Source organism: Halalkalibacter oceani (genome assembly GCF_023715705.1).
GTDB classification, from domain to species: domain Bacteria; phylum Bacillota; class Bacilli; order Bacillales; family Bacillaceae_D; genus Halalkalibacter; species Halalkalibacter oceani_A.
The window spans coordinates 1-24,624 of record NZ_JAMBOS010000002.1; the positions used below are offsets into that span (position 1 = coordinate 1).

At 46.1% G+C, this 24,624-nt stretch carries 27 protein-coding genes; 20 read left to right on the forward strand and 7 right to left on the reverse strand.

The window, feature by feature from the left end; all coding sequences use genetic code 11:
* Positions 1-528: 528 nt before the first annotated feature.
* From M3212_RS01890 to M3212_RS01935, 10 genes are all read left to right on the forward strand, one after another.
* A complete protein-coding gene (locus M3212_RS01890; RefSeq protein WP_251192250.1) occupies positions 529-1,551 on the forward strand; it encodes a 4-hydroxythreonine-4-phosphate dehydrogenase PdxA in 1,023 nt (340 codons plus the stop codon).
* A 70-nt stretch (positions 1,552-1,621) separates the two neighbouring features.
* Positions 1,622-2,647, forward strand: coding sequence for a tripartite tricarboxylate transporter substrate binding protein (locus M3212_RS01895; RefSeq protein WP_251192251.1), 1,026 nt, complete (start codon positions 1,622-1,624; stop codon positions 2,645-2,647).
* Positions 2,648-2,784: 137 nt separating this feature from the next.
* Complete coding sequence (locus M3212_RS01900; protein ID WP_251192252.1) at positions 2,785-3,297, forward strand: tripartite tricarboxylate transporter TctB family protein; 513 nt, start codon at positions 2,785-2,787, stop codon at positions 3,295-3,297.
* A gap of 26 nt (positions 3,298-3,323) precedes the next feature.
* Positions 3,324-4,823, forward strand: coding sequence for a tripartite tricarboxylate transporter permease (locus M3212_RS01905; RefSeq protein ID WP_251192253.1), 1,500 nt, complete (start codon positions 3,324-3,326; stop codon positions 4,821-4,823).
* Between the two features lie 45 nt (positions 4,824-4,868).
* A complete protein-coding gene (locus M3212_RS01910) occupies positions 4,869-5,762 on the forward strand; it encodes an AEC family transporter (protein WP_251192254.1) in 894 nt (297 codons plus the stop codon).
* A gap of 86 nt (positions 5,763-5,848) precedes the next feature.
* A complete protein-coding gene (locus M3212_RS01915; RefSeq protein ID WP_251192255.1) occupies positions 5,849-6,046 on the forward strand; it encodes a GntR family transcriptional regulator in 198 nt (65 codons plus the stop codon).
* 134 nt (positions 6,047-6,180) lie between these two features.
* Entirely contained in the window at positions 6,181-6,642 is a 462-nt protein-coding gene (gene tnpA, locus M3212_RS01920; RefSeq protein ID WP_134229596.1) for an IS200/IS605 family transposase, read from the forward strand.
* 31 nt (positions 6,643-6,673) lie between these two features.
* Positions 6,674-7,261 carry a GntR family transcriptional regulator gene (locus M3212_RS01925; RefSeq protein ID WP_251192256.1) on the forward strand — a complete coding sequence of 196 codons (588 nt, stop codon included), beginning with the start codon at positions 6,674-6,676 and terminating at the stop codon, positions 7,259-7,261.
* 62 nt (positions 7,262-7,323) lie between these two features.
* Positions 7,324-8,535 carry a CaiB/BaiF CoA transferase family protein gene (locus M3212_RS01930; RefSeq protein WP_251192257.1) on the forward strand — a complete coding sequence of 404 codons (1,212 nt, stop codon included), beginning with the start codon at positions 7,324-7,326 and terminating at the stop codon, positions 8,533-8,535.
* A 37-nt stretch (positions 8,536-8,572) separates the two neighbouring features.
* Positions 8,573-9,091, forward strand: coding sequence for a gamma carbonic anhydrase family protein (locus tag M3212_RS01935; RefSeq protein ID WP_251192258.1), 519 nt, complete (start codon positions 8,573-8,575; stop codon positions 9,089-9,091).
* Between the two features lie 171 nt (positions 9,092-9,262).
* Here the strand turns inward: M3212_RS01935 and M3212_RS01940 are convergent, their stop codons facing one another.
* Complete coding sequence (locus tag M3212_RS01940) at positions 9,263-9,598, reverse strand: DUF3243 domain-containing protein (protein ID WP_251192259.1); 336 nt, start codon at positions 9,596-9,598, stop codon at positions 9,263-9,265.
* Between the two features lie 212 nt (positions 9,599-9,810).
* Between M3212_RS01940 and M3212_RS01945 the strand changes: the two genes are divergently transcribed.
* Together M3212_RS01945 and M3212_RS01950 are read left to right on the forward strand one after the other, a co-directional pair.
* A complete protein-coding gene (locus M3212_RS01945; RefSeq protein WP_251192260.1) occupies positions 9,811-10,797 on the forward strand; it encodes a zinc-dependent alcohol dehydrogenase in 987 nt (328 codons plus the stop codon).
* 31 nt (positions 10,798-10,828) lie between these two features.
* Positions 10,829-11,584 carry a glucose 1-dehydrogenase gene (locus M3212_RS01950; RefSeq protein ID WP_251192261.1) on the forward strand — a complete coding sequence of 252 codons (756 nt, stop codon included), beginning with the start codon at positions 10,829-10,831 and terminating at the stop codon, positions 11,582-11,584.
* A 206-nt stretch (positions 11,585-11,790) separates the two neighbouring features.
* On the opposite strand, the gene M3212_RS01955 is transcribed toward M3212_RS01950, so the two are convergent.
* Positions 11,791-12,414 carry a restriction endonuclease gene (locus tag M3212_RS01955; protein WP_251192262.1) on the reverse strand — a complete coding sequence of 208 codons (624 nt, stop codon included), beginning with the start codon at positions 12,412-12,414 and terminating at the stop codon, positions 11,791-11,793.
* A gap of 133 nt (positions 12,415-12,547) precedes the next feature.
* On the opposite strand from M3212_RS01955, the gene M3212_RS01960 reads away from it, so the two are divergent.
* Positions 12,548-13,189 carry a restriction endonuclease gene (locus M3212_RS01960; RefSeq protein WP_251192263.1) on the forward strand — a complete coding sequence of 214 codons (642 nt, stop codon included), beginning with the start codon at positions 12,548-12,550 and terminating at the stop codon, positions 13,187-13,189.
* Positions 13,190-13,357: 168 nt separating this feature from the next.
* Here the strand turns inward: M3212_RS01960 and M3212_RS01965 are convergent, their stop codons facing one another.
* Positions 13,358-14,911: an ABC-F family ATP-binding cassette domain-containing protein gene (locus M3212_RS01965; protein ID WP_251192264.1), complete on the reverse strand. Its 1,554-nt coding sequence runs from the start codon at positions 14,909-14,911 to the stop codon at positions 13,358-13,360.
* A 188-nt stretch (positions 14,912-15,099) separates the two neighbouring features.
* Here M3212_RS01965 and M3212_RS01970 point away from each other — a divergent pair, with 188 nt between their 5' ends.
* From M3212_RS01970 to ytkD, 6 genes are all read left to right on the forward strand, one after another.
* The gene (locus M3212_RS01970) at positions 15,100-16,278 is read left to right on the forward strand and encodes a MalY/PatB family protein (RefSeq protein WP_251192265.1); all 1,179 of its coding nucleotides are present in this window, start codon (positions 15,100-15,102) and stop codon (positions 16,276-16,278) included.
* Between the two features lie 140 nt (positions 16,279-16,418).
* Entirely contained in the window at positions 16,419-16,577 is a 159-nt protein-coding gene (locus tag M3212_RS01975; protein ID WP_251192266.1) for a hypothetical protein, read from the forward strand.
* Between the two features lie 28 nt (positions 16,578-16,605).
* Complete coding sequence (locus tag M3212_RS01980; protein ID WP_251192267.1) at positions 16,606-16,794, forward strand: hypothetical protein; 189 nt, start codon at positions 16,606-16,608, stop codon at positions 16,792-16,794.
* On the forward strand, positions 16,757-17,245 hold the full coding sequence (locus M3212_RS01985; protein WP_251192268.1) for a YwpF-like family protein: 489 nt from the start codon (positions 16,757-16,759) through the stop codon (positions 17,243-17,245). The genes M3212_RS01980 and M3212_RS01985 overlap by 38 nt, the downstream gene beginning before the upstream one ends.
* A gap of 362 nt (positions 17,246-17,607) precedes the next feature.
* Entirely contained in the window at positions 17,608-18,816 is a 1,209-nt protein-coding gene (locus tag M3212_RS01990) for an MFS transporter (protein ID WP_251192269.1), read from the forward strand.
* Between the two features lie 70 nt (positions 18,817-18,886).
* Complete coding sequence (ytkD, locus tag M3212_RS01995; RefSeq protein ID WP_251192270.1) at positions 18,887-19,369, forward strand: RNA deprotection pyrophosphohydrolase; 483 nt, start codon at positions 18,887-18,889, stop codon at positions 19,367-19,369.
* A gap of 55 nt (positions 19,370-19,424) precedes the next feature.
* Here ytkD and M3212_RS02000 read toward each other — a convergent pair whose 3' ends face one another.
* The 3 genes from M3212_RS02000 to M3212_RS02010 are packed head-to-tail and all read right to left on the reverse strand — an operon-like array spanning position 19,425 to position 22,002.
* Complete coding sequence (locus tag M3212_RS02000) at positions 19,425-20,225, reverse strand: ABC transporter permease (RefSeq protein ID WP_251192271.1); 801 nt, start codon at positions 20,223-20,225, stop codon at positions 19,425-19,427.
* Complete coding sequence (locus M3212_RS02005; RefSeq protein WP_251192272.1) at positions 20,209-20,988, reverse strand: ABC transporter ATP-binding protein; 780 nt, start codon at positions 20,986-20,988, stop codon at positions 20,209-20,211. Before M3212_RS02005 ends, M3212_RS02000 begins: the two co-directional genes overlap by 17 nt.
* Positions 20,989-21,000: 12 nt before the next feature.
* On the reverse strand, positions 21,001-22,002 hold the full coding sequence (locus tag M3212_RS02010) for an ABC transporter substrate-binding protein (RefSeq protein WP_251192273.1): 1,002 nt from the start codon (positions 22,000-22,002) through the stop codon (positions 21,001-21,003).
* 92 nt (positions 22,003-22,094) lie between these two features.
* Between M3212_RS02010 and M3212_RS02015 the strand changes: the two genes are divergently transcribed.
* Complete coding sequence (locus M3212_RS02015; protein ID WP_251192274.1) at positions 22,095-22,880, forward strand: alpha/beta hydrolase family protein; 786 nt, start codon at positions 22,095-22,097, stop codon at positions 22,878-22,880.
* 136 nt (positions 22,881-23,016) lie between these two features.
* On the opposite strand, the gene pckA is transcribed toward M3212_RS02015, so the two are convergent.
* Entirely contained in the window at positions 23,017-24,597 is a 1,581-nt protein-coding gene (pckA, locus tag M3212_RS02020) for a phosphoenolpyruvate carboxykinase (ATP) (protein WP_251192275.1), read from the reverse strand.
* Positions 24,598-24,624 lie beyond the last annotated feature (27 nt).

Genomic DNA, 24,624 nt, shown 5'->3' on the forward strand with positions numbered 1-24,624 from the left:
CAACATGGAGAAGGGATCCTCTCTGCACCCCTAACTAAAAACTCCAGTAAGTATGTTTTCAATCAGCTGATAATCTGATACAATAACCATATACTTTTTTGGTGGGACGTCTCCCGTATAACTGTTGGCGCAGTTATACGTTATGGGAGATGTCTTTTTCCTTTCCCCAGAATTATAAATGTCGAAATGTTTCGAATTATATACGGACATTATAATCGACTAATTCTGGACAGGCAATACCGTCAACTTTCGGTAATTTAAGGGTGTCAAAAACAATATGTTGACGAATGTAAACGGTTTAATTTACTATTAACTTGTCAGTTACAAATTTGTGAACTTTTTTGGCACTCGGTGAGAAAATTGTCGAAAGATAGAATATCTGGTTTGAGTATCTCTTTTTTTAGTTGGGTGCTGGATCCAGGATACTCTTTAAACCAAATTGCCAATTATGAAAGGGTTCTCATATAGGTCGCTGTAACTGCTGCAATCTATTAATTTGAATTTGAAATAATGTCAGGGGGGCGTAAATTGGGAGAAAAGTTAACGATGGGTTTGCTTTTTGGAGAGGCAACCGGTATTGGCTCCGAGCTTGTTATCCGAGCACTTCAAAAAGACGAAATCAAAAATCACGCGAGATGGGTACTGATTGGGGATGAGAGAGTTTATCGCCAGGGAGAGGCAATTACAGGTCTATCGGTCGAGTATACAAAAGTTAAATCAATCGCCGATGTTAAACCGGAGGAAGATCGTGTTTGGTTTATTGACCTGGAAAATTTAAATCCTGAAACGTATGAGTTAGGGAAGCTTTCAATCGATTCCGGTCGTGTATCGGGAGAAACATTGAAATATGCAATGGATCTGGCCAAGGCCGGTGATTTAGACGGAATTGTGTATGCTCCGCTAAATAAAGAAGCGCTGCATCGTGGTGGCCATCATTTTGAAGATGAGATTCACTATTTTGCTTCATTGCTGAACTGTGAAAAAGGCTTTGGCGAAATCAATGTCATGGATGATCTTTGGGTTACCCGCGTAACATCACATGTTCCAATTAGTAAGGTGAGTTCGCTTGTCACGAAAGAGCGCGTTCATGAAGTCATCAATTTTGCCTATGAAAATATGACGATGGCCGGAGTAGAAAATCCAAAAATCGTTGTCTCTGCATTAAACCCGCATGCCGGGGAAGGCGGAATGATTGGCCGGGAGGAAATTGATGAAATTATTCCGGCGGTGAAAGAGGCGCAATCTGAAGGAATCAATGTAACCGGTCCGTTCCCGGCAGATACGCTCTTTTTACGGAGAGATAAAGATCCGTTTAATTGTCTGGTCGGCATGTATCATGATCAGGCGCAGACTGGGATGAAGCTTCTCGGTTTCTACAGAGGTGTCACAGTCAGTGGAGGGTTACCTGTTGTATTAACAACTCCGGCCCACGGAACAGCCTTTGATATCGCCGGTAAAGGCGAAGCGGATTCAGGAGCGATGGAAGCGGCAATGAAACTGGCATTGCGTCTTGTAGCTGGAAGAAAGCAAAGAAGCGAATTGGCGAAATAAAGAGATTGAATGATCAAAAATGTATCCGTTATCAATTATTTGAATTTTACTAAAAAGGTGGGGGAAAATGATGAAGAAAAACTTACTGTATGTATTATTTGCATTATTGCTTAGCGTCGGCCTTGTGGCATGTGGAAGCTCTGAAACAGATGGCGGAGGAGAATCGGCAGATGGGGGAGACGACGGCGCAGCGGCTGAAGGCGCTGCTGATGGATATCCGGAAAGAGACATTGAAATTCTTGTAGGTCATGGTGCCGGTGGAGGAACTGACAACTTTGCCCGTCAAGTAGCGAAACAAATGGAAGAAATTCTCGGCGTTAATATTAATGTCATTAACCAGGAAGGAGCAAGTGGTGCGATTGCCAAGGAAATGGGGGCAAAGGCTCCGGCTGACGGTTATACAATCGTGGCAACATCTGCTCTTCCAATCCAGGTTGCGACAGGAATTAACACAAACAACGAATTGAATGTCTTTAATGCCCTTGCTCGCTTCCAAAGCGACACGTATGCCTTACAAGCAAAAACAGGAACCTTTGAAAGCATTGAGGACTTTGTCGCCCAGGCGGAAGCCAATCCGGGAACAATCAGAATTGGCGGTACTGGCGTAGGGACAATGGATCAGGTTGCATTTACGTTGTTAGAGCGGGAAACAGGTCTTGATTTAGAATTTGTACCTTTCGAGGGAGCAGGTCAAATGCACGCGGCTGTACTCGGTGGACATATTGAAGCAATGATGGAGGAAATTGGACCGACGATCTCTTCTATTGAAGGTGGAGAAATCCAGCCACTTGTCTTCTTCGCGGAAGAAAGAATTGAAGATTTCCCTGAAATCCCAACAACTGTTGAAAACGGTTGGGATATTACAAATGGGGTTGAGCGTGGGTTCCTTATCCGCAATGATGTGCCACAAGAAATTATTGACAAACTGGAGCAAGTTGCAAAAGAGGTTTATGATTCAGAGGAATATCAGCAATACGCAGAAAATTCATTCCTTCACCTTCGCGAAGGCTGGTTAGGCTCAGCGGATTATACGGAGAAATTAAGAAATGATATTGATGCCTTTACAGAGATTCTGGCAGGCGTAGAAGTAGAATAGTTCTTAGAAAAAGTGAATGTAAGTGAATGCATTCAGCTAAGAAAATAACCTTTCATTTCGATCATTATATTGAGGGTTGTCCTGAACCATTCTTTCGGGACATCCTCTTGATCTTTTTTTGAGGAGGTATGAAAATTATGGGCAATTTAGCATTGTCGATTGCAACAATTATCTTTTCTATATTCTTTTTCATTTACACTTTGCAAATTCCTGCCTCTTCTTCAACATCCATAGGTCCGGAATTTTGGCCTAGAGTCGTTCTAATTAGTTTAGCGATCATGGGGATTGTCCTCCTAATCAAATCACTGCGTGAAATGAAACGCCCTGCAATCGTTGAAGAAAGCATAAGTGAAACTGAGAAGGTAGAAGAAGAATTCGAAGTAGAAGAAGTGCATAAATCACGTTATCTCATTATTATACTAGCGCTGTTTGTTTATATTCTATCTTTAAGTTTTATCGGATTTGTGCCGACAACTCCATTTATGCTGATTGGAATTGCGCTTATTATCGGAATGAGAAAGTGGTACTCAATGGCCTTGACCGGGGTGCTTGGGACGGCTTGTTTCATTTATTTATTTGCAAACACGCTAAATATCCCATTACCCAGAGGCGTTGGTATATTCAGAGAGTTAAGCTATTTTCTTTATTAAGATATGAGCGATAAGGAGGGAGATTCATGCTCGATGGGTTATTGACTGGCGTTGTCAGTGTTCTTGATCCAATGAACCTGTTTGTTTTGCTGGTCGCTGTATTTGTTGGATTCCTTGGTGGAGCGATGCCGGGGATTAGCGGGACGATGCTTATTATTATTTTGTTGCCTGTCACATACGGCATGGGAACCGAACCAGCTTTCCTACTGTTGACAGGAATTTATGCTTCAGCTGTTTTCTCCGGGCTGATCAGCGCAATTTTATTTAGAACACCGGGTACTCCTGAAGCAATCGTGACGGTATTTGATGGTTATCCGATGACGAAGAAAGGGAAAGCAGGGCAGGCGCTCGGAATCGGGATTTTAAGCTCGGTCATTGGTGGGGTCGTCGGCTGTATTGCCTTGATTTTTCTTACGCCGCCGTTAGCTACATTTGCGTTAAACTTCTCGTCACCTGAGTTTTTTGCTTTAGCTGTCCTTGGGTTGACTGTCGTTGCTTCGTTAAGTGGCGGTGATTTAACGAGAGGATTAATCGGTGTCTTGTTTGGATTGTTTATTGCCACAATCGGTATGGATTCGATGACCGGAACAGCGCGCTTTACATTTGACTCAAGCAACCTGATGTCCGGAGTGGAGTTAATCCCAATTTTAATTGGATTATTTGCGATTTCTGAAGTGCTACGGAAGAGCGCTGAAGACCATACGATTAAGCAAAAATTCCAAAAGGTTAAAACAAAAATCTTCGAAATGGCTATTTTCAAACAAATCAGCAGTACTCTCGCGAGATCGTCAATTTTAGGTATCCTCGTTGGGATTCTGCCGGGCGTTGGAGCGACAACCGCGTCGATGCTCAGTTATAGTGAAGCGGTGCGCTGGTCAAAGCGTCCAAAGAAAGAATTCGGTACAGGGGTGCCGGAAGGAATTGCCGCACCGGAATCGGCGAATAACGCGGCGGCGATGGGGGCAATGGTTCCGTTACTCGCCCTTGGTATCCCGGGAAGTGCAACGACAGCCGTAATCCTTGGTGCATTTGTTCTTCACGGTCTCCAGCCTGGTCCGATGCTATTGACGTCATCAGCTGAGCTTGTCTATACGATCTTTATCGGCTTATTAATCGTTAACATTTCAATCCTGATATTTGCCAAGCCGTTTATCAGAATGTTCTCTTATGTAATGAAGGTACCTTACACGGTATTAGGACCATTAATCCTGATGCTTTGTATTATCGGTACATTTGCGGTGAGAAACTCTATTTTTGATATTTGGGTGATGTTCGTGTTCGGGATCATTGGATTTTTCCTTGAAAAATTGAAATTTCCATTGGCGACGATCATTTTAGGAGTTGTGCTAGGTCCGATCGGGGAAGCAGAATTCCGCCGTTCGTTAACGATGTCGGGTGGTGACTACTCTGTCTTCTTTACTCGGCCTATCAGTGCGACATTATTAGCATTAGCAGTGCTGGCTTTATTCGCTCCAGCAATCAAGAAACTATTCACAAAATCAAAACCAGCAGCAGATGGGCAATAAAGCTGATTTGCGAAAGGAAAGACTGTAGAAAGAAAGTGGTAACTGGTGGGCATATTTTTTGAAGTCATTGTTCCGGTATTGTTAGTGTTTGCAGTCGGGTTTGTCCTGCAAAAGACGAAAAAAATAGATACGAAGGCCATTTCTACGCTCGTTGTGTATATTTTCATGCCATGTCTCGTCTTTCGGACGTTGTACACAACAGAAGTGACGGTCCAATACGTCTATTTGATCGCTTTTAGTCTGCTGCTGCTGACATTAACGATCGTAACAGTGAAATTGTATGCGAAAATACGCAAACTGCCATCATCGGTGGAAAGTGGGCTGATTTTATCAACTTCCTATATGAACGCCGGAAATTACGGCTCACCGATCATTCTGTTTGCGTATGGAACCACTGCATTTGATTATGCCATTTCCTTTTATATTTTATCTTCTATTCTCTTAAATTCCGTTGGCCTTTATTATGCCGCCCGCGGAAACATGAATATGAAATTAGCGGTAAAGGCCGTCTTTACGATACCAGCTATTTATGCTGTATTCGCCGCGGCATTGGTCAAATTGTTTCACTTACAATTGCCGGAGAATATTTTTTCAATGGTATCGTTTGTCGCTGACGCCTCCATTCCATGTGTGATGGTTATTTTGGGGATGCAGCTTGCACAAATTAAGGTCAAGAGCCTTCAATGGGAATACATTTCATTTGCAACGGTTATGAAGCTTGTCGTTGCTCCGCTTTTCGCCTTTGGGTTAACCCAGTTGTTTACAATGGACCCGCTTTTACAGAAGGTGTTAATTTTAACGGCGGCGATGCCGACAGCCTCAGCAGCTACAATTTTTGCTGTTCAATTTAATGCAGAGGCGAAGTTAGTTTCTGGTACGACATTTATTACGACTTTAGTGAGTATCCTAACGATTACAGTATTGATCTCGATTCTATGATAATATTTGACTGTTGGCAGGTGATTTTTTATCATAAGAACCAAACTGGATCCAATATTCAGTGGTTTGTGGAAGGAGGATGACAAGTGCAGTTTGAATTGGCACAGCCTTTATATAAACAGGCATATGACAGAATAAAACATCTGATTCTAACAGGTGAACTGACACCGGGATCAAAGGTAATTGTTTCAAAGCTTGCAAAAGAATATCAGGTTAGTAGAACACCGTTGCGTGAGGCATTAAGGCAGCTCCAAAAAGAGGGACTGCTTATTTTAGTGGTTTAGAAAACCCCTGGCTATGCCGGGGGTTCAAAAGAGCTTCTAGCGTGGTATTAAAAAAACCTCACTTCATGATAGGATAAAGTTGGTTTCCCGACCACTTCATCTCATCATCGAAGGAGGTATGCCCTGTGAAGGACATGAATAGTTTAGCACACACAACATGGAATTGTAAGTATCACATAGTATTTGCGCCAAAGTACAGAAGACAAATCATTTATGGAAAATACAAAAAAAGCATTGGACAAATTATAAGAGATTTATGTGAACGGAAAGGAGTCGTTATCCATGAAGCCAATGCTTGTCCGGATCACATTCATATGTTAGTCAGTATTCCACCAAAGTTAAGTGTATCTCAATTCATGGGTTACTTAAAAGGGAAAAGTAGTCTCATGATATTTGATCGACATGCCAATTTGAAGTATCGATATGGGAACCGGAAGTTCTGGTGCCGGGGATTCTATGTCGATACAGTAGGCAGAAATAAGAAACAAATACAAGAATATATTAAGAATCAGCTGAGAGAAGACTACATGGGTGATCAGTTAACATTATTCGAAGAACATGACCCTTTTACTGGTGAGAAAAATAAGAAGAAATAAGGAAATTCTTTAGAATTAGTGAGTGAATGTGGTGCAGACGGGAAACCCTTTCAGTGGGCCTTTAAGGCCAAGGCCGGTAAGAGAGGCTTTCAGCCGCAGAACAAACCACCAGTTCACACTGGTGGTTTTGATTCAGAATCATTTAGGTACGAGGGTTGTTTCGATTAATTTAACGGATTATGAAGAGCTTTACTTCTGTCGTCTGCTATTAGAAAAGCAAGTGATGAGTATGGTGGTCGCTGAAATTTCAGATGAGAGTTTAGAAAAGGCTGCCGATATTTTGGTACAGGCACGAAATGCTCTGAAAAATGAAAATTACTTGGATATTTTAACGTTAAATACTCAGTTTCATGAAGTCTTTTATCATACATGTTCAAATAGAAGATTAGTACAAATGCTTGAAAATATTCGCTCGCTGCTTCTCATTTACCGGGCCAATGCGCTAAAATACTTGGATTATAATCGAGAAGTGACCGAGGAACATGGGAAGATACTTGAAGCGGTCCAGGAAAGGGATGTCAATAAAGCAATCGAAGCGGTTGGTACTCATGTGACTAATGATATGAATCGTGGACGCATCATTTTTACTAAAAAAGAAAATTCGGCAGAGTCCAACTAAATAGATCAAGAGAACAAAGCAAGATTGTGGAAGCGTTTCCAAAAAAAGTGGAGGTGACAGACATGTCAGCATTAAAAGGAATGAAAATTTTAGATGCTTCACAAATTATGGCGGGACCTTATTGTACAATGGTGCTCAGTGATTTAGGAGCAGAAGTGACAAAGATTGAAAAACTAAACGGTGGGGATGATTCTCGGCAAATGGGCCCATACGTCAACGGCGAATCGACCTGCTTTTTCCAAATTAACCGCAATAAGAAAAGCGTCGGCTTGAACTTAAAAGAGCAGGAAGGGAAGGAAATCTTCTACAAGCTTGCGAAAGAAGCCGATGTCATTGTTGAAAATTATCGGCCTGGCGTAACAAAATCACTGAAAATTGATTATGACACGATTAAAGAAATTAATCCGGGGATCATTTATTGCTCAATTTCCGGTTATGGACAAAGTGGTCCATATGCCCATAAAGGCGGATTTGATTTAGTTGCTCAAGGGATGACCGGTTTAATGAGCATGACCGGCGAGCCTGGAAAGCGTCCATTGAAATCAGGTATCGCGGTTTATGATATCGGCGCCGGTATCACCGCGGCTTATTCAATTCTTGCCGCTTATGTTCATAAGCTGCAAACAGGTAAAGGGCAGCACGTTGACGTTTCGCTTGTCGAGTCCGGTTTACCGTGGTTCATTTGGGAAGCGGCTGCTTATTTTGCCAACGGAACACTTCCGGAGCCAACAGGCTGGAGACACCGTGTGTCAGCTCCGTATCAGGCATTAAAGACGCAGGACGGCTATTTGATGCTCGGATGCGCCAATCAGCGGACATGGGAAGCGTTTTGCCGCCTCGTCATTGAGAAGCCAGAATGGATTGAAGACCCGCGCTTCCAAACGAATACGGACCGTCATGACAATGTCGAAGAGCTTGAGGAAATGATTGAAGAAATCTTTGCTGTCAACACAACGGATTATTGGGTGAAGAAATGTGAGGAAGCGAAGGTACCGGCCGGCCCGATTAATAACTTCGCTCAGGCGGTTGAGGACGAACATTATTTAGCAAGAGATATGATTCAAGAGGTTGAGCATCCGGTTATTGGGAAGATGAAAACAATTGGTCCGGCATCGAAGTTTTCTGAAACGCCTGGACAAATTAAATCTGCTGCTCCGACACTGGGACAGCATTCTGCTGAAGTATTGGCAGCATTAAATTACACACCGGAGCAAATTAAAGAGCTTGAAGAGAAAGGAATTATTAATAGCGGCAAAGAAGAAGTAAAGAGTTAATCCGTTTTCATATTCTATTCGAAAAGGTGGTAAGCATATGTTGCATAAACTAAAGGGACATTATCCAAGCGTTGATCCAAGCACGTATATTGCACCAGGAGCCCAGTTAATCGGAAATATTGAATTACAGGAAGATACCACTGTCTGGTTTAATGTTGTCATGCGCGGCGACAATGAAAAAATTACAATCGGAAAAGGGTCGAATGTGCAGGACGGCACGGTCGTTCATGTCGATCCGGGCTATCCTGTAACTGTTGGTGAGAACGTTACGATTGGTCATAATGTGACCTTACACGGTTGCACCGTGAAGGATGGAGCGCTTATTGGAATGGGCGCGACGATTTTAAATGGCGCGGTCATCGGCGAGGGCGCATTGATTGCGGCCGGGGCGCTTGTTACAGAAGGAAAAGTCATCGAGCCTGGAATGCTGGTTGCCGGGGTCCCGGCGAAAGCGATCCGCCAGCTATCACCTGAGAATATTGAACGGGCGAAACAAGGCGCCCATCATTATGTGGAAAATGGCGCATTATACAAAAAAGAAAATGTAAGCGAGTAAATGAGGCATGGATAAAAGGTTGTTTTTACCTTTTATCCATGCCTCTAAGCAATGAGCGGAGCCGCCACGATCTTTTAAATCCCGGTGTGAGTGGGTTTCTCACAACGGGATTGTGGCGAGTGGAGCCATTGCTCCTGTACGCTAACTGGTTTTGTCTGGACCTCTTCTTCTTTAATCAACAAGCTTAACCAGCATATGGGCGAGCATATGACGTTCTTCCTTGTTGCCGGCTCTCCATAATTCCTGCAGCAATTTTTCCTCACGGTTTTGTGGCTCGACGTGATTGGAGAGATAGTCGCCGATTTTTTCGGCAGATAAAGCAAGCTGCTCTTCATTTAAACCGATTTTTTTTGCTAAATCGACCCGCTTGCTTAAATAGGCCTTAAAGTCTTCAAAGCTGGCTAAAATATCTTCGACGCGTTCTTGATCCATACGCTCAATTGCGTTATCCACCTTATTGAGCTTGACTTTTCCTTCTTTTGAAACGACATGGTGCTGTTCACTCATTACCAAACGCCTCCTTGTAAATAATGTGTTTAGTTCTTACTATCCCTTTTTTTGCCGAAACTAAACATTTAGATCGGCTAATTTAAAAAAATGTCCGATAAATGAGAGTTTTCCGATTGTTCATTGACGAAGGGAATAATCAGACGTAAAATATAAAAGTATGATTATGAAAGCGTTATCTTATTGTATATAGAGAGAAAGGATGGGTAGCTGTGGCAAAAACAATGAAAGCCGCAATTTATCAAGGACCGGAAACGATCACGACTGAGCAGGTAACCTTTCCTGATGTGCCGGACGGCTGGTGTTTGATGAAAGTCTCTTACTGTGGAATCTGTGGTACGGATTTGAATATTTACGGAGGGGGACATCCGCGGGCGACGGCGCCGCTTATTATGGGACATGAACTGGCCGGTCATATTTATGATCATCCTTCGGTTGCGGACGGTAGTGCGGTAACGGTCAACCCTCTTTTATATTGTGGAGAATGCAAGCCTTGCCGCGAAGGCATTCCACATGTTTGCGAATCGCTAAGGCTTGTCGGCATTGATCGGGATGGCGGAATGGCGGAATATGTGGCGGTGCCGAATGAACAAGTGATTCCATTGCCTGAAGGGATGTCCTTGAAGGCGGGAGCCCTAGTCGAGCCATTCGCTGTCGCGGTTCATTCTGTGAGAGAGTCACGTTTTAAAGGCGGGGACGACGTTACGGTATTCGGTGCGGGACCAATCGGTCTTTGTATTTCGCTCGTTTTGCAATTTTTCGGTGCGAAGCGTGTCACTGTCGTTGAAGTGAATCCGTTCAGACGGGAGCTGGCTGAGAAGATGGGCTTTCATACGGTGGATCCGGCAACAGCGGCCATTCCAAAGAATGATTTGGTGTTTGACTGTGCAGCCCATCCTTCTGTCGCTGAGAAACTGGTGGATGTCACCCACGTCAAAGGAGAAATTATGCTGATCGGTACATATAAAAAGCCGACGCAGCTCGATCTGCAAAATGTAAACTTTAAGGAGCTTACGTTTAAAGGAGCGAGAGTATATACGGATAAAGATTTTACCATTGCCGCCGCCCTGCTTCATCAGCACGAGGAAGCGTTGCAGCTGATTACGAATATTGAACCGGTTGAGCAAACAGGCCGATTGTTTAAGGAACTAAAAGCCGGCGGAGAAATGGTGAAGGCTCTTATTTCATTTTCTGAATAATGTGATCAGACGGGGAAGGAGAATAGTGTCCATGAGTATATTCGATATTAAAGGAAAAACGGCTCTGATTACCGGAGGGAACCGTGGACTTGGCAAAGCGATTTCATTGGCCTTTGCCGAGGCTGGAGCTAATATTGTCATCGTCAGTCAATCAGGCCGGGCGGAGGAAGTCGTCGAAGAAGCTGTAAAAAAAGGCGTCCGCGCGGTCTCGCTCCAATATGATCTAAGTGATACGAGTCATATGAAAGAGCTGGTCGACAGAGTGAAGAAGGAAGCCGGTCATATTGATATTCTTGTCAATAACGCCGGAGTGCAAAGGCGTTCTCCTTCAGTTGAATTCAGTGAAGAAGATTGGGATTTGGTCCAGGCGGTAAACACAAAATCAGTTTTCTTCCTTTGTCAGGCGTTTGGTAAAGCGATGCTCGAGCGCAAGGAAGGGAAAATTATTAATCTCGCCTCTTTGCTTTCATTTCAGGGAGGCTTTACCGTACCTGCTTATGCAGCCAGCAAAGGGGCGGTTGCCCAGTTTACAAAATCGCTCGCGAACGAGTGGGCGAGTCAGGGTGTGAATGTCAACGCAGTAGCTCCTGGCTATATCGCGACGGATATGAATGAAGCACTGATTAATGATGAAACGAGAAGCCGTCAGATCCTCGAGCGGATTCCTGCCGGAAGATGGGGCCAGCCGGAGGACATTGCCGGAGCCGTGCTCTATTTAGCCACACCAGCCGCCAATTACATTCATGGAGAAGTGATCGTAGTCGACGGCGGTTGGATGGGAAGGTAACAGAGAAACCAAAAGGGCGTATTTCCCTTTTGGTTTCTCTGTGAAGCAATGAGAGGAACCGCCACGAACTTTTAAAGTCCGATGTGAGTGGTTTTCTCACAACGGACTTGTGGCGAGTGGAGCCATAGCTTATTTTGCTGGAAAACAGGAAAAGGGCGTTTTTCCCTGTTGATTTCTTATTGTGATAGAAGTCGGAAATAGTCCTATTACTGACCAGCCTCTTCACGGAAGAAAAGAGTCCGGACCCGTTGAATAAAGCGATGACGCTGTTTATGACTGAGATAAGCGTCGTACATTGCTTCGAGAGAGGTCCGGTCAATCAGGTTTATCTTGTTTGCCCGGGCGAGCTTAACCGCCGCTAAGGAAAACGAACGGTTCGTTACAATGACGAGTCGCGTGGCTTTGTATTTTTGCTTTAATGACATTACGTCCAAAATGGCCTGCTTATCGAGCGGGCCATTTTGCCGTTTGGCATGGACAACTGCTTTTACACCCCGTTTTCGCAAAATAAGATCGGCGGTTCTTTTTTCATTTTTTATCGGACGGGTCACCGAATAGCCCTGATATTGAAAAAGGGGAACCAAAAACTGCTGAAATTCCTGCTCCGTCATTTCATCAAGATCCAACAGCGATCCGGCTTGATCAAACAGCTTGATCTGAGATCTATTCTTCACCATATACCGCAGGCCGAGAACGGTCAACAGAGCGGAAAGAGTCAAGGCGAATATCGTATAGTCCAGGTGAAACAACTGGACAAGGAGAAATGTCAAAACAAACAGCACGACAGGAAGAAGAGCTGCTCTTTTTTTGCGTGATGAATTTTCAACCAATAATCTCACTTCCTTTTAGCGTTTATTGGTAGTGTGCCCAGTCTCAGTCAGAATATAAACGGGACTTTATAGCAAACGAATGTTTGCATCACTGCTGAAAAACACATAAAATAAAAGGAAAGGAGTTGAAGACATGAAGGATGCTCTCTCACCGTGGATGATGCCGGGTCTTTTTTTCGTTCTGGCGGTAACGGCTCTGCTTTTTCTCGCGTTATTTATTTGGCGCCTCCGGCGTAGAAGAAGGTTTGACGTCGCGAAGATTACCCTTGCTGATATTGACCGGATGACGGGGTATGAATTTGAAGAGTATTTATATGTCCTGCTGACGGCATTGGACTATGAAACGTTTCTTACGAAAAAAAGCCGGGATTTCGGAGCTGATTTGCTCTTTTATGATACATATGACCAAAAAACAGTTGTCCAGGCGAAGCGTTTGGCCGATCCGCTTGGATTGACAGCCGTCCAGGAGGTGTATGCCGCCAAGGCTTACTATGAAGCGGACAAGGCTCTCATTATTACAACGGCGCCTTCCTTGACAGAATCATGCCGTAAGCTGGCTTCAGCCGCCAAAGTAACGATTGTTGACCGGGAGCAGCTGGTGGATATCGTCAAGGATTTTAAGCGCGGAAGAGAAGAGCTGGCCCGCGTTCAACTGGAGGCACCTTACGAGCAGGTCGCCTATCGCGAGGAGGACAGCCTTGAACAGCTTGGCTCGGGAAAAGGACTGATTCAAGCCGGGGAGTTTTATTATCGCGGAGGTGTCTCAAAAGGTTGAAAGAGAGCTGGGACAAGAGGTTGTTTTTTTACCTTTTACACCAGCCTCTAAGCAATGAGCGGAACCGCCACGATCTTTTAAAGCCCGTTGTGAGTGGATTTCTCACAACGGGCTTGTGGCGTGTGAAGCCATTGCCAATAGCTAACGGGCACGAAAAAACAATCTTTTTTAGACAAGCTTTGTCGTCCATGTTTCCCCGTTCCAGACATCGGTTACGAGACCTTCGTAAAATTCAGGCTCGTGGCAAATGAGGAGGATGCTTCCTTTGTAGTCCTTGAGCGCGCGTTTTAATTCGGCTTTGGCGTCAATATCGAGATGGTTTGTCGGCTCATCGAGCACGAGAATGTTCGTTTCGCGGTTAATCAGCTTACAAAGCCGGACTTTGGCCTTCTCGCCACCGCTCAATACGACGACTTTGCTTTCAATATGCTTTGTCGTTAAGCCGCATTTTGCAAGGGCGGCGCGAACTTCTGCCTGACTGAGCGCAGGGAATTCCTGCCACACCTCTTCGATACAAGTGCGGTCCGGGTCCTTTACTTCCTGTTCGAAATAACCGATTTCCTGGTAATCGCCGCGCTCTACCTGACCGGAAAGCGGCGGGTTCAACCCGAGGAGACTTTTCAATAACGTCGTCTTTCCGATTCCGTTTGCTCCTGTTAAGGCGATTTTTTGTCCACGCTCCATTCGTAAATTTAATGGCTTTGATAATGGCTCATCATAGCCGATAACAAGATCCTTCGCTTCAAAAATCAGCTTTCCTGTTGCCCGGGCCGATTTGAAATGAAATTGCGGTTTCGGCTTTTCCTTGGCGAGTTCGATCATGTCCATTTTATCGAGCTTTTTTTGCCGGGACATCGCCATGTTTCGTGTGGATACCCGCGCTTTGTTACGGGCGACGAAATCCTTGAGCTGGGCGACTTCCTGCTGCTGTTTTTTGTACGCGGCTTCAAGCTGCTGCTTCTTCATTTCATATACTTCGCGGAAGTGATGATAATCACCGACATAGCGATTCAATTCCTGATTTTCCATATGATAAATCAAGTTGATGACACTATTTAAAAACGGAAGATCGTGTGAAATCAGAATGAACGCATTTTCATACTCCTGCAAATAACGCTGCAGCCAGACAATATGCTGTTCATCAAGATAGTTTGTCGGTTCATCCAACAGCAGAATATCGGGCTTTTCCAGCAGGAGCTTGGCCAGCAGCACTTTCGTCCGCTGCCCGCCACTTAAATCAGCGACATCACGGTCAAGACCGACTTCATCAAGCCCAAGTCCCCGGGCGGTTTCCTCCACCTTGGCATCAATCGTATAAAAATCATTGTTTGTCAGCATGTCCTGAATGACACCGACTTCCTCGAGGAGCTTCTCAAGTTCATTGGGCCCGGATTCGCCCATTTTATCGTACATCGCTGTCATTTCAGCTTCAAGGTCGAACATATATTGAAATGCGCTCTTTAACACATCGCGCATCGTCATGCCGCGCTCCAGTACGGTATGCTGGTCGAGATACCCGACTCGGACTTTTTTCGACCATTCGACGGTCCCCTCATCAGGCATCAGCTTTCCGGTTATAATATTCATGAAGGTTGATTTTCCTTCTCCATTAGCGCCAATCAGGCCGATATGCTCACCTTTTAGCAGACGGAAGGAAACGTTATGAAAAATAGCTCTGTCCCCAAAGCCATGACTTAAATTCTTGACTGTTAAAATACTCATGAATGGCCACCTATCCTTTAAAAAACATCGGTATTTGCCTCCTCATCTTACCATAGGAAGCCATCGTCTTGACATAGCAAATAATGAAAACGGATGGAAAGGGAAGGTGTCATTCATGCGAAAAAGAGAAAACATGATATGATAGAGGAAAGAGCATAGTCGCTTTATTTTGGAAGGAAGTGTACATAATGAATCAGCAATTTGATCAAGTAATCCCTCGTCTTGGCACGAATTCATTGAAGTGGGACATGACTGAGCAGCGATTCGGCGAAAAAGACCTCCTGCCTTTATGGGTCGCCGATATGGACTTTAAAGCACCACAGGCGGTGATAGACGCGCTTCACCAAAAGGTGGAACACGGCATTTACGGCTATCCGGCACATAGCGGGTCGGTGGATAAAGCAGTGCAAAATTGGCTTCAACGCCGCTTTCAGTGGCAGGTGGAGGCCGACTCCTTTTTGTACACATCGGGAGTCGTTCCGACAATCAGCTTTATTATTCAGGCTTTTACGGAGCCAGAAGATGAAATCATTATTCAGACCCCTGTTTATTATCCTTTTTTTGAGGTAGTCAAAAAGAACAAGCGCACGCTGCTTCGCAATCCATTGGCCTTTGATGGAGAGCGCTATGAAATGGACTATGATCAGCTTGAATCGATTATAACTGAAAAAACGAAAATGCTTATTTTATGTCATCCTCATAATCCGGTCGGTCGTGTCTGGAAGCAGGATGAGCTGGAAAAGCTGGCAGCAGTTTGCAAGAAGCATGATCTCCTCGTTGTTTCGGATGAAATTCATGCCGATTTACTGTTTAAAGGCCAGCAGCACATTCCGTTTGCCTCCTTAAACAAGGATGCCTCCGAGCGGACGCTGACATGCCTCGCGCCGAGTAAAACATTCAACCTGGCCGGAATTCAGACGTCTTATGTCGTGGCGGAGAACAAGCAATTGCGGCAAAAGCTGGCTAATCATTTAGCCAATATGTTTGTCAGCGGGACCAACATGTTTGCTGAGGTGGCGACAGAAGCCGCCTACACACACGGGGAGCAATGGCTGGAAGACTTGATGAGCTATGTGGAAAGCAATTATCAATTTGTCAAGAGCTACGTCGAAACGCATTTGCCGCGATTACGCGTGATGGATTGTGAAGGAACCTATTTACTCTGGCTTGATTGCTCCAAGCTGCCGTTGACCGCGGATGAAAGGAAAAAGTGGTTCATCGAAGAAGCGAGAGTGGCCTTAAATCATGGCTTGATTTTTGGCGAAGAAGGAAAAGATTTTGAGCGGGTGAACTTAGCGTGTCCACGCAAAACGCTTGAACAAGGCTTGGAGCAAATTAGGCAGGCCTACGAGCGCAGCAATTTTTAAAAGGAATTTTACGCTTTTGCTAGCAGGAATTAGCAAATACTCGTCGAAATCGTTATATACATGCATGAATGGAAACTTGCCGGAATACATTGTAATCGACTCTACAGGTAGGTAGTCAAACATCCTAATTGGAGAAGGGAATGTTTTGTATTATGGCAGTTGAAGCTTTGTTTGAGGTGCTTATTGATGAGTGTGAAGGCAAGCTTGGCAGGGGCCTAGATGAACAGGAAAGAATGCTGATCAAATGGATTGAAGAACGGCAGCTCGAATTGCATTACAAGAATATGAAAACATCATAAATTGAGCGAAGGTTGTTGACCCAATGAGTTGTTCTTCCATTGGGTCAACATTTTTTATTTGCCGGAAAAAGCCGTACCGACCGGGGAAGGGATTGGTTCTTTGCCGGTCATCTGTGATAAAATGGAGGCATTCGATAAAAAGGCCGTTCTCAGTCAGGGCAGCAGGGAGGGAGCAACTGATGAAAACATTCAAGCTGTATTCGATTTGCTTACTTGAAGGTAAGGAAGACAGTGTGGAACAGAAAAAGATCTCGATCGAAGACGGATTAATCATTAACATGGAAAACCCGGAAAAAACGTGGTACATTGAAGCCGTGTTTGCTCATACTGAGCTCGACTTTTTTGAACGGGTGCAAAGAGAGGACCGCCATATGTTGGCTGATGTGGTCATCACTAGTAAAGAGAACCAGCCGGCTACGATGATTACGAAATTAAAAGCGATCACGAAGCTTTCTGAACAAATCAGCGTACTATTTGAAGCGAAGCTCGCTCAGAAAAAGGGCGAACTGTTTGAAAGTGTGCTGAAGGATTTAATTGAAAAGGGATTGAGCGGCGAAGAACTGCTGCAGGAATTCCGGCAGCAAACCGCCAGCCGGATCGCCCATTCGCAGCATATGCTCGACGAGCTCTACCGCTCACTGCAAAAAAATAATGAATTGAATTGGTAAGAGGCTTTGTTCCAAAAGGATGCTTTATCCTTTTGGAACAAAGCCTGAAACAGCGAGCGGAGTCTGCACAAGGGGTTTAAAAGTGAGCAAGGAAAGTGGTCTTCTTTCCTTGCTCACTGCGTGCAGTATGCAGCCGCTGACATCCTTGAGTTGCCTCAGTAAAAGCGAAAGCAATGGCTCCGCACGCTGCCCGACAAGAACCACACTTCCAGCCTTCAAAACCATACCCAGATTCCGCACACACTTCAAGAGCTTGAGATAAAAGGTTCGCTTTACCTTTTATCTCAAGCTCTTTTGCATAGAAAGCCGCTTTTTCCCCATACTAACACTACTACAATCTAGGTGGAGCGGGGGAGCTTGAGATGCAGGAAAAAAAGACATGGGATATTCTTTCCATTTCGTCTATTCCGTTAGTAATGACGTTGGGGAATTCAATGCTGATTCCGGTTTTGCCACAGATTGAAAAGGAGCTGTCGATTTCCTCCTTTCAAGTCAGTATGCTCATCACGGTTTATTCCATTGTCGCGATTCTTTGTATTCCGGTAGCCGGTTATATTTCGGATCATATCGGGCGGAAAAAGGTCATTATCCCGAGCTTGATCATTGCGGGAATCGGCGGGCTGATTTCCGGCTTTGCCTCCTGGCAAATGGAGGCGCCGTACATGATCCTCCTTCTGGGCCGGTTGTTACAAGGAGTGGGTGCGGCCGGTGCATCTCCAATTGTGATGCCGCTGGTAGGCGATATGTATGTGAAAGAGGATGATGTCAGTAAAGGGCTAGGAATGATTGAAACAGCCAATACGCTTGGTAAGGTGCTCAGTCCGATACTCGGCGCAGCATTGGCGACCATCGTCTGGTTTATGCCCTTTTTTGCTTTTCCGGCTTTTTGCGTCATCTCGATTTTGTTGATGATCTTCCTTGTGAAATCTCCGCCTTTAAAAAAGGAGCCGATTCGCTTCCGCAAGTTTTGGCAAAATATGAAAGTGATTTTTAAGCGTGAAGGGCGATGGCTGTATGCCGTGTTTATCGTGGGCGGCATTTGCATGTTTGTGCTTTTTGGTGTGCTTTTTTATTTATCAACGATGCTTGAGGATGACTATCACATTGATGGGATAAAAAAGGGGATTATATTGGCGATTCCGTTAGGGGCGCTTTGCTTTGCCTCTTATGCAACAGGTAAGGCGATCGGTCAGGACAAGCAAAAAATGAAGTGGATGACGGTTGTCGGGATCGCTTTATTAACCGTTGCGATCTTTGCTGTCTCCTTCTCTAAAGATGTCTATTTACTCTTGACCTCGCTGTTCATAAGCGGAGTGGGGATCGGGATTGCGTTGCCGAGCCTCGATGCTCTTGTGACAGAGGGGATTGATATGGAGCAGCGTGGGTCGATCACGTCCTTTTACAGCAGTATGCGCTTTGTTGGTGTCGCTCTGGGGCCCCCTGTTTTTGCTTTACTTATGAAGCTGTCTCATTCGACGATGTTTTTGCTGAATACTCTTGTCTGCCTGCTCGCTCTTGTCATTATCCTGTTTGCGATCAAGCCGGAGGAAACCGTTAAGGCGACATGGTGAGGAAAAGAAATAGTATTTATCCGTTTTCCTCGTTATACTTGACGTAACAAGTGAAAAAGGATGACCGATCATGAAACAGTTTATTGATCAGCACGGCTGCCAGGTGCGGCTGGTCTTCGGTGAAGAAGCAAGCCTGTCTCCAATCGCCGGCCATGTGTGGATTGTCTGCCGCTATCAGGGAAAGTGGCTGTTGACGAACCATAGCAAAAGAGGCTGGGAATTTCCAGGAGGGAAAGTCGAGGAACGAGAGTCGGCAGTCGAAGCAGCAGAAAGAGAAGTATTCGAAGAAACGGGAGCGCGGCTGGAGGCCGTCCATTATCTTGGTCAATATGAAGTAAGCTGCCGGCAGGAAACGATTTATAAAAATATTTATTTTGCCAGAGTGAAGGAATTGCTGCAGAAAGATGATTATTTGGAAACGGCGGGGCCGGTGCTGTTGGAGGAATTTCCTGCTGCTGTCGCTGAGGATCAGCGTTTCAGCTTTATTATGCAGGATCAGGTGCTGCCGCTTGTCCTTGCTGAAATCAAGCGGAAAGGCTTGCTTGCAGAGTGAAAGGAGGAGAGGGCGCAGACCGTTGCCGGTTGCTCTCCTCTTTTTTTGAAACGGTTTAAAACCGTTTCAGCAAATAGCTTTCAAGCAGCTCGACTCCTTTATACATAACTGTCGCTAAAATCGCGATGACAAACAGGCTCATCAGAACTAAGGTAAAGTTAAATACCTGGAAGCCGTAAATGATCAAATAGCCGAGTCCCTGTTTGGAGACGAGAAATTCACCGACGATGACGCCGACCCAGGCTAAGCCGACATTGACCTTCAAGGTCGAAATGATCGTTGGCAGGCAGGCCGGAAAAATAACATGCTGAAACGTTTGTGTCTTAGTCGCTCGAAACGTGTGCATCACTTTTAAATAGTTAGGGTCAACTTCACGAAAGGCGGTGTAGACGACCATTGTTGTAATAATGACGGAGATCAGTGCTCCCATCGCCACGATCGAGGTGAAGGTGGGGCCGAGGCCGACAATAAGCAGCGGCCCGAGAGCGACCTTCGGCATCGAGTTTAGGATGACGAGATAAGGGTCAAGTACTTTCGAGAGGAAGCGCGACCACCAGAGCAGGGCGGCAAGGGCAGTACCAATGAAAGTGCCGAGCAGGAAGCCGAGTATCGTCTCAAGTAACGTGACCGCTGTATGACCGAGTAAGGAGCCGTCTGTCAGGCGTTCGATAAACAGCTGCCCAATCCGGCTTGGCATACTGAACAGCAACGGATCAATCCAAGTAAGTCGTGCCGCCAGTTCCCAGAGGAGAATAAAAAGGACGAACAAGCTGAGCTGAACGGTGAGAACTAGACGCTTTTCTTTTTTTACGCTGGCTAAGTACTGCTGATGTAACGCCTCAAGTGTTCGTCTCAACGTGTTCCATCTCCTTCCATATTAACTGAAACAGCTCATTGAAGCGCGGATGACTTCTTGCTTCAAACGGTAGGACGGAGGTTATTTCCTCCGGCATCGTAAAGGTGCGATGAATGCGTCCCGGCCGTGGAGTCAGAAGAATAATCCTGTCAGACATCGCGATCGCCTCGCCAATATCATGGGTGACGAGAATCGCTGTTTTGTGAGCGGCTTTTAACGTACTGAAAACAAGATCCTCCAGCTTCAGCTTTGTTTGATAATCGAGCGCTGAAAACGGCTCATCAAGCAAAAGAAGGGAGGGATCTGTCGCGAGCATCCGGACAAGTGCGACGCGCTGCCGCATGCCCCCGGATAATTGATTCGGGTAATCATCCTTTTTATCGCCAAGTCCGATTTGCTCGAGCCAGTCGAGCGCCCGCTTGTGTGACTGTGATGAATAGTCTCCGCGGATTTTTTGTCCGATGGTGATATTATCCTCAATCGTCCGCCACGGAAATAAGTAATCCTGCTGCAGCATGTAGCCGATATTGGCTCCCTTTTCGGAGGAAGGCTGGACCTGACCATCGATTCTAATTTGACCACTTGTCGGCACGAGCAGACCGGCGATGAGAGAAAGCAGGGTCGTTTTGCCGCAGCCGCTTGGGCCAAGAAGGGAGATAAATTCTCCCTCCTCGACAGAAAAAGAAATCGACTCAAGCGCCAGCATTGCTTCGCGCTCGGTGATATAGCTGCACGTAACATCATTTAGCTCAAGAATAGACATGCCGCATTCCCCCTATTCGATGACCTTCTCTGCTATTGAAGTGTCAACAAGGATGTCATAATCAACATGTTGTGGCAGCTCACCGGCCTCTTCCATAATGAGGTGCAGGTTATCCCAGGCTTCTTCCTGGACTATCGGTGATGAAGCGAAGGAGCCTTGGGCGTGATAACGTTCCACAACTTGGGCGATCAGCTCGACCGGCGTATCTTCAAAAAAGTCGATAATGGCCTCGGCAACCTCTTCTGCCGGGTGTTGCTCGACCCACTGCTGCCCTTTATAGAGCGCGCGGGTGAACCGCTCCAATGTTTCCGGATTGTCGTCCAGCATGCTTTGCTTCGCGATAAAGCCGGTGTAAGGAACCGAGCCTGATTCCGTGCCAAAGGAAGCGATAATATGACCGAGACCTTCATTTTCAAACAGCGTGGCCTGCGGCTCAAAAAGCTGGACAAAGTCACCAGTGCCGGATGCGAATGCACTAGGAATGTTGCCGAAGTCAATACTCTGAATCAGTGTCAAATCATTGTGCGGATCAATACCATTCTTTTTCAGCACATGCTCACCGACCATCTGCGGCATTCCGCCTTTGCGCTGGCCGAGGAAGGTGCTGCCTTTTAAATCCTCCCAGGAAAAGGAATCGAGCTTTTCCCGCGAGACGAGAAAGGTGCCGTCGGTCTGCGTGAGCGCGGCAAAGGTAACAGCCGGATCTGCCGCTTCCTGGGCATAGACATAAATCGTTGTCTCCGCACCGACGAGACTGATGTCAGCCCCGTCCGACAGCAAGGCAGTCATTGCTTTATCGCCGCCCCAGGCCGTCGTTAATTCAAGCTCAATGCCTTCTTCTTCAAAGAAGCCTTGAGCGATCGCGGCGTAAAAAGGAGCGTAAAAAATCGATCTCGTGACCTCGGCAACGCGCACTGTTTCCGTTTTTGACGAGCCTCCAAGCGCACAGGCGGTTGTCGTCACTGTCAGCAGCAGGACCGCAAACAAGGCTGAAGCCTTTTTCCAAATTGGCATAACGGTCATCTCCTTTAAAAATGGTGTCGATTACGATAGTGTATGAACAAAGGAGAAAATGTGTGTTTTACCCACTAGAAAGGAGGAAATGGATGAAGCGCTTAATCGATAAGGTTAAGATTCCGTCCCCTCATCCCCGCATTTCCCTTTATTTGATTACGTACTGGAGCGCGGGCTTACGGGTTAAGGGCTATCTTGCTGTCCCGGATGGAAAAGAAAAGCTGCCGGGACTTCTCTATTTACGGGGCGGCATAAAAACTGTCGGCATGGTCAGAGTGCAGCGCCTCATTCAATGGGCGGCTGAAGGGATGATCGTGCTCGCTCCGTTTTACCGTGGCAATAAAGGAGGCGAAGGAAATGAGGATTTTTGCGGGGATGACCGCGAGGATGCTTTTACCGCCTTCGACCTTCTGCAAAGCGTGCCGCGGGTCGAGCGCGAGTCTCTCCATATTCTCGGCTTTTCAAGGGGTGGGGTGATGGCATTGCAGACAGCTCTGGCGAGACCGCAGGCGAGCTCCGTCACCTGCTGGAACGGGGTATCCGATATGGTCCTGACCTATGAGGAACGGGTTGACCTGCGCAGAATGATGAAACGGGTCATCGGCGGAACGCCGAATAAGTATCCGGAGCGCTACCGTTGGCGAACACCTCTTCATCAGCTGGCCGCTCTTAAGCCACGGATATTGCTAATTCATGGAGAAAAAGATGAGCATGTCTCGCTGACCCATGCCCGCCTCGTAGAACAGGTATGCAGGCAGGAGGGGAAGGAAGTTGCGACCTGGTATTTTCCTCAATTCAGCCATCACTTTCCACCGACGGAGCAGCGTGTAATCTTGTCAGAAGCAGCTGCATGGATGAAAGGACAGGGAGGGAAGTAGCAATGACCTCAAACGCCAAAAGCCCGTTGTAAGTGGCTTACAACGGGCTTTACTAGAGTGCGTCGGTTCCGTGCATTGCGGAGGGGCTGTGCCAAAAGTTTGTTTACCTTTGACACAGCCCCTCATGAACAAGTGCTTATTTAGGTCCTGCTGCTTTAATATTGTCGTTGATATTATCGAATTTCTTGAAGTTTTCTTTGAAATTAGCTGCTAATTCTGCTGCTTTTTCATCATAGGCCGCCTGGTCGGACCAAGTATCACGCGGTTTTAAGACAGTGTCCGGCACACCAGGGCAGTGAAGCGGAATGTGAAGACCGAAAATCGGATCAACCGTCGTTTCAACTGTGCGCAGTTCACCGTGCAACGCCGCTTGAACCATCGCCCGGGTATGTTGCAGGTTCATTCTGCTGCCGACGCCGTATGGGCCGCCTGACCAGCCTGTATTGACAAGGAAAACATCGACATCGTGCTGGTCGATCTTTTCACCAAGCATTTCTGCATAGCGGGCCGCCGGCAATGGCAAAAACGGGGCGCCAAAGCATGTTGAGAAGGTCGCTTCAGGTGAGGTGATGCCGCGCTCTGTTCCAGCTAATTTACTTGTGTAGCCGGAAAGAAAGTGGTACATCGCCTGCTCTTTTGTCAGCTTGCTGATTGGTGGCAACACGCCGAACGCATCAGCTGTTAAGAAAATAATCGTATTTGGATGTCCGGCCAGACTTGGGAAAATCGCATTCGGAATCGCTTCTAACGGGTAAGCGGCGCGCGTATTTTCTGTTAACGATACATCATCGTAATCCGGCTCGCCGGTTTTTTCGTCGATCACGACATTTTCCAGAACGGTGCCGAAGCGGATCGCGTTCCAAATTTGCGGCTCTTTTTCAGCTGAAAGGTTGATGCATTTCGCATAGCAGCCGCCTTCAATATTAAACACGCCGTTGCTTGACCAGCCATGCTCATCATCACCGATTAATGAACGGTGAGGGTCGGCGGAAAGAGTTGTTTTCCCGGTACCGGAAAGCCCGAAGAACAAGGCGACGTCGCCTTCCCGGCCAACGTTGGCTGAGCAGTGCATCGAAAGGACGTCCTGCTCAGGAAGCAGGTAATTCATCACGGAGAAAATTGATTTTTTCATTTCTCCGGCATATTCGGTTCCACCAATGAGGACAATTCGCTCCTCAAATGATACGATAATAAATGTCTCAGACAGCGTGCCGTCGACCGCGGGATCAGCTTTAAAGCTTGGTGCTGAAACGATGGTGAACGCGTTGTCGTAAGTCTGGGCATCTTCAGCTGTCGGACGGATAAACAATTGACGGGCGAAGAGCTGCTGCCACGCAAATTCGTTAATGACTCTTAACGGTAAACGGAATCCTTCATCGGCGCCGGCAAAGCCTCTTGACGCATAAAGTTTATCTTTTTTCTCTAAATGGCGGACAACTTTTTGGAAAAGACGGGTAAATACCTCTTTTTCAATCGGCTGGTTTACAGCTCCCCAGTTAATTTTATCTTGAACGCTCTCTTCCTTCACAATAAATTTATCTTTAGGGGAGCGGCCTGTATAGGCGCCTGTTTCGACACTTAATGCACCGGTAACAGAGAGCTTTCCTTCGCCGCGCATTAACGCCTCCTCGATTAGAGATGAGATCGGTAAATCATGATGGACCTGGTCCTGCTTAAGTAACTCTGCTAGTTCTGTTTGTAGGCTAATCGTTTTCATTGCCGCACCCTTTCTTTCATCAAAAAA

Excerpts from the sequence above, each read along its gene's own strand:
- M3212_RS01905 (WP_251192253.1), top strand. The coding sequence starts at position 3,324 with ATGCTCGATGGGTTATTGACTGGCGTTGTCAGTGTTCTTGATCCAATG.
- ytkD (WP_251192270.1), top strand. The coding sequence starts at position 18,887 with ATGAAACAGTTTATTGATCAGCACGGCTGCCAGGTGCGGCTGGTCTTC.
- M3212_RS02005 (WP_251192272.1), bottom strand. The coding sequence starts at position 20,988 with ATGTCTATTCTTGAGCTAAATGATGTTACGTGCAGCTATATCACCGAG.
- M3212_RS01965 (WP_251192264.1), bottom strand. The coding sequence starts at position 14,911 with ATGAGTATTTTAACAGTCAAGAATTTAAGTCATGGCTTTGGGGACAGA.
- M3212_RS02015 (WP_251192274.1), top strand. The coding sequence starts at position 22,095 with ATGAAGCGCTTAATCGATAAGGTTAAGATTCCGTCCCCTCATCCCCGC.
- M3212_RS01950 (WP_251192261.1), top strand. The coding sequence starts at position 10,829 with ATGAGTATATTCGATATTAAAGGAAAAACGGCTCTGATTACCGGAGGG.
- M3212_RS01985 (WP_251192268.1), top strand. The coding sequence starts at position 16,757 with ATGAAAACATTCAAGCTGTATTCGATTTGCTTACTTGAAGGTAAGGAA.
- M3212_RS01960 (WP_251192263.1), top strand. The coding sequence starts at position 12,548 with ATGAAGGATGCTCTCTCACCGTGGATGATGCCGGGTCTTTTTTTCGTT.
- tnpA (WP_134229596.1), top strand. The coding sequence starts at position 6,181 with ATGAATAGTTTAGCACACACAACATGGAATTGTAAGTATCACATAGTA.
- pckA (WP_251192275.1), bottom strand. The coding sequence starts at position 24,597 with ATGAAAACGATTAGCCTACAAACAGAACTAGCAGAGTTACTTAAGCAG.
- M3212_RS01895 (WP_251192251.1), top strand. The coding sequence starts at position 1,622 with ATGAAGAAAAACTTACTGTATGTATTATTTGCATTATTGCTTAGCGTC.
- M3212_RS01975 (WP_251192266.1), top strand. The coding sequence starts at position 16,419 with ATGTTTTGTATTATGGCAGTTGAAGCTTTGTTTGAGGTGCTTATTGAT.
- M3212_RS01900 (WP_251192252.1), top strand. The coding sequence starts at position 2,785 with ATGGGCAATTTAGCATTGTCGATTGCAACAATTATCTTTTCTATATTC.
- M3212_RS01935 (WP_251192258.1), top strand. The coding sequence starts at position 8,573 with ATGTTGCATAAACTAAAGGGACATTATCCAAGCGTTGATCCAAGCACG.
- M3212_RS01970 (WP_251192265.1), top strand. The coding sequence starts at position 15,100 with ATGAATCAGCAATTTGATCAAGTAATCCCTCGTCTTGGCACGAATTCA.
- M3212_RS01990 (WP_251192269.1), top strand. The coding sequence starts at position 17,608 with ATGCAGGAAAAAAAGACATGGGATATTCTTTCCATTTCGTCTATTCCG.
- M3212_RS01940 (WP_251192259.1), bottom strand. The coding sequence starts at position 9,598 with ATGAGTGAACAGCACCATGTCGTTTCAAAAGAAGGAAAAGTCAAGCTC.
- M3212_RS01930 (WP_251192257.1), top strand. The coding sequence starts at position 7,324 with ATGTCAGCATTAAAAGGAATGAAAATTTTAGATGCTTCACAAATTATG.
- M3212_RS02010 (WP_251192273.1), bottom strand. The coding sequence starts at position 22,002 with ATGCCAATTTGGAAAAAGGCTTCAGCCTTGTTTGCGGTCCTGCTGCTG.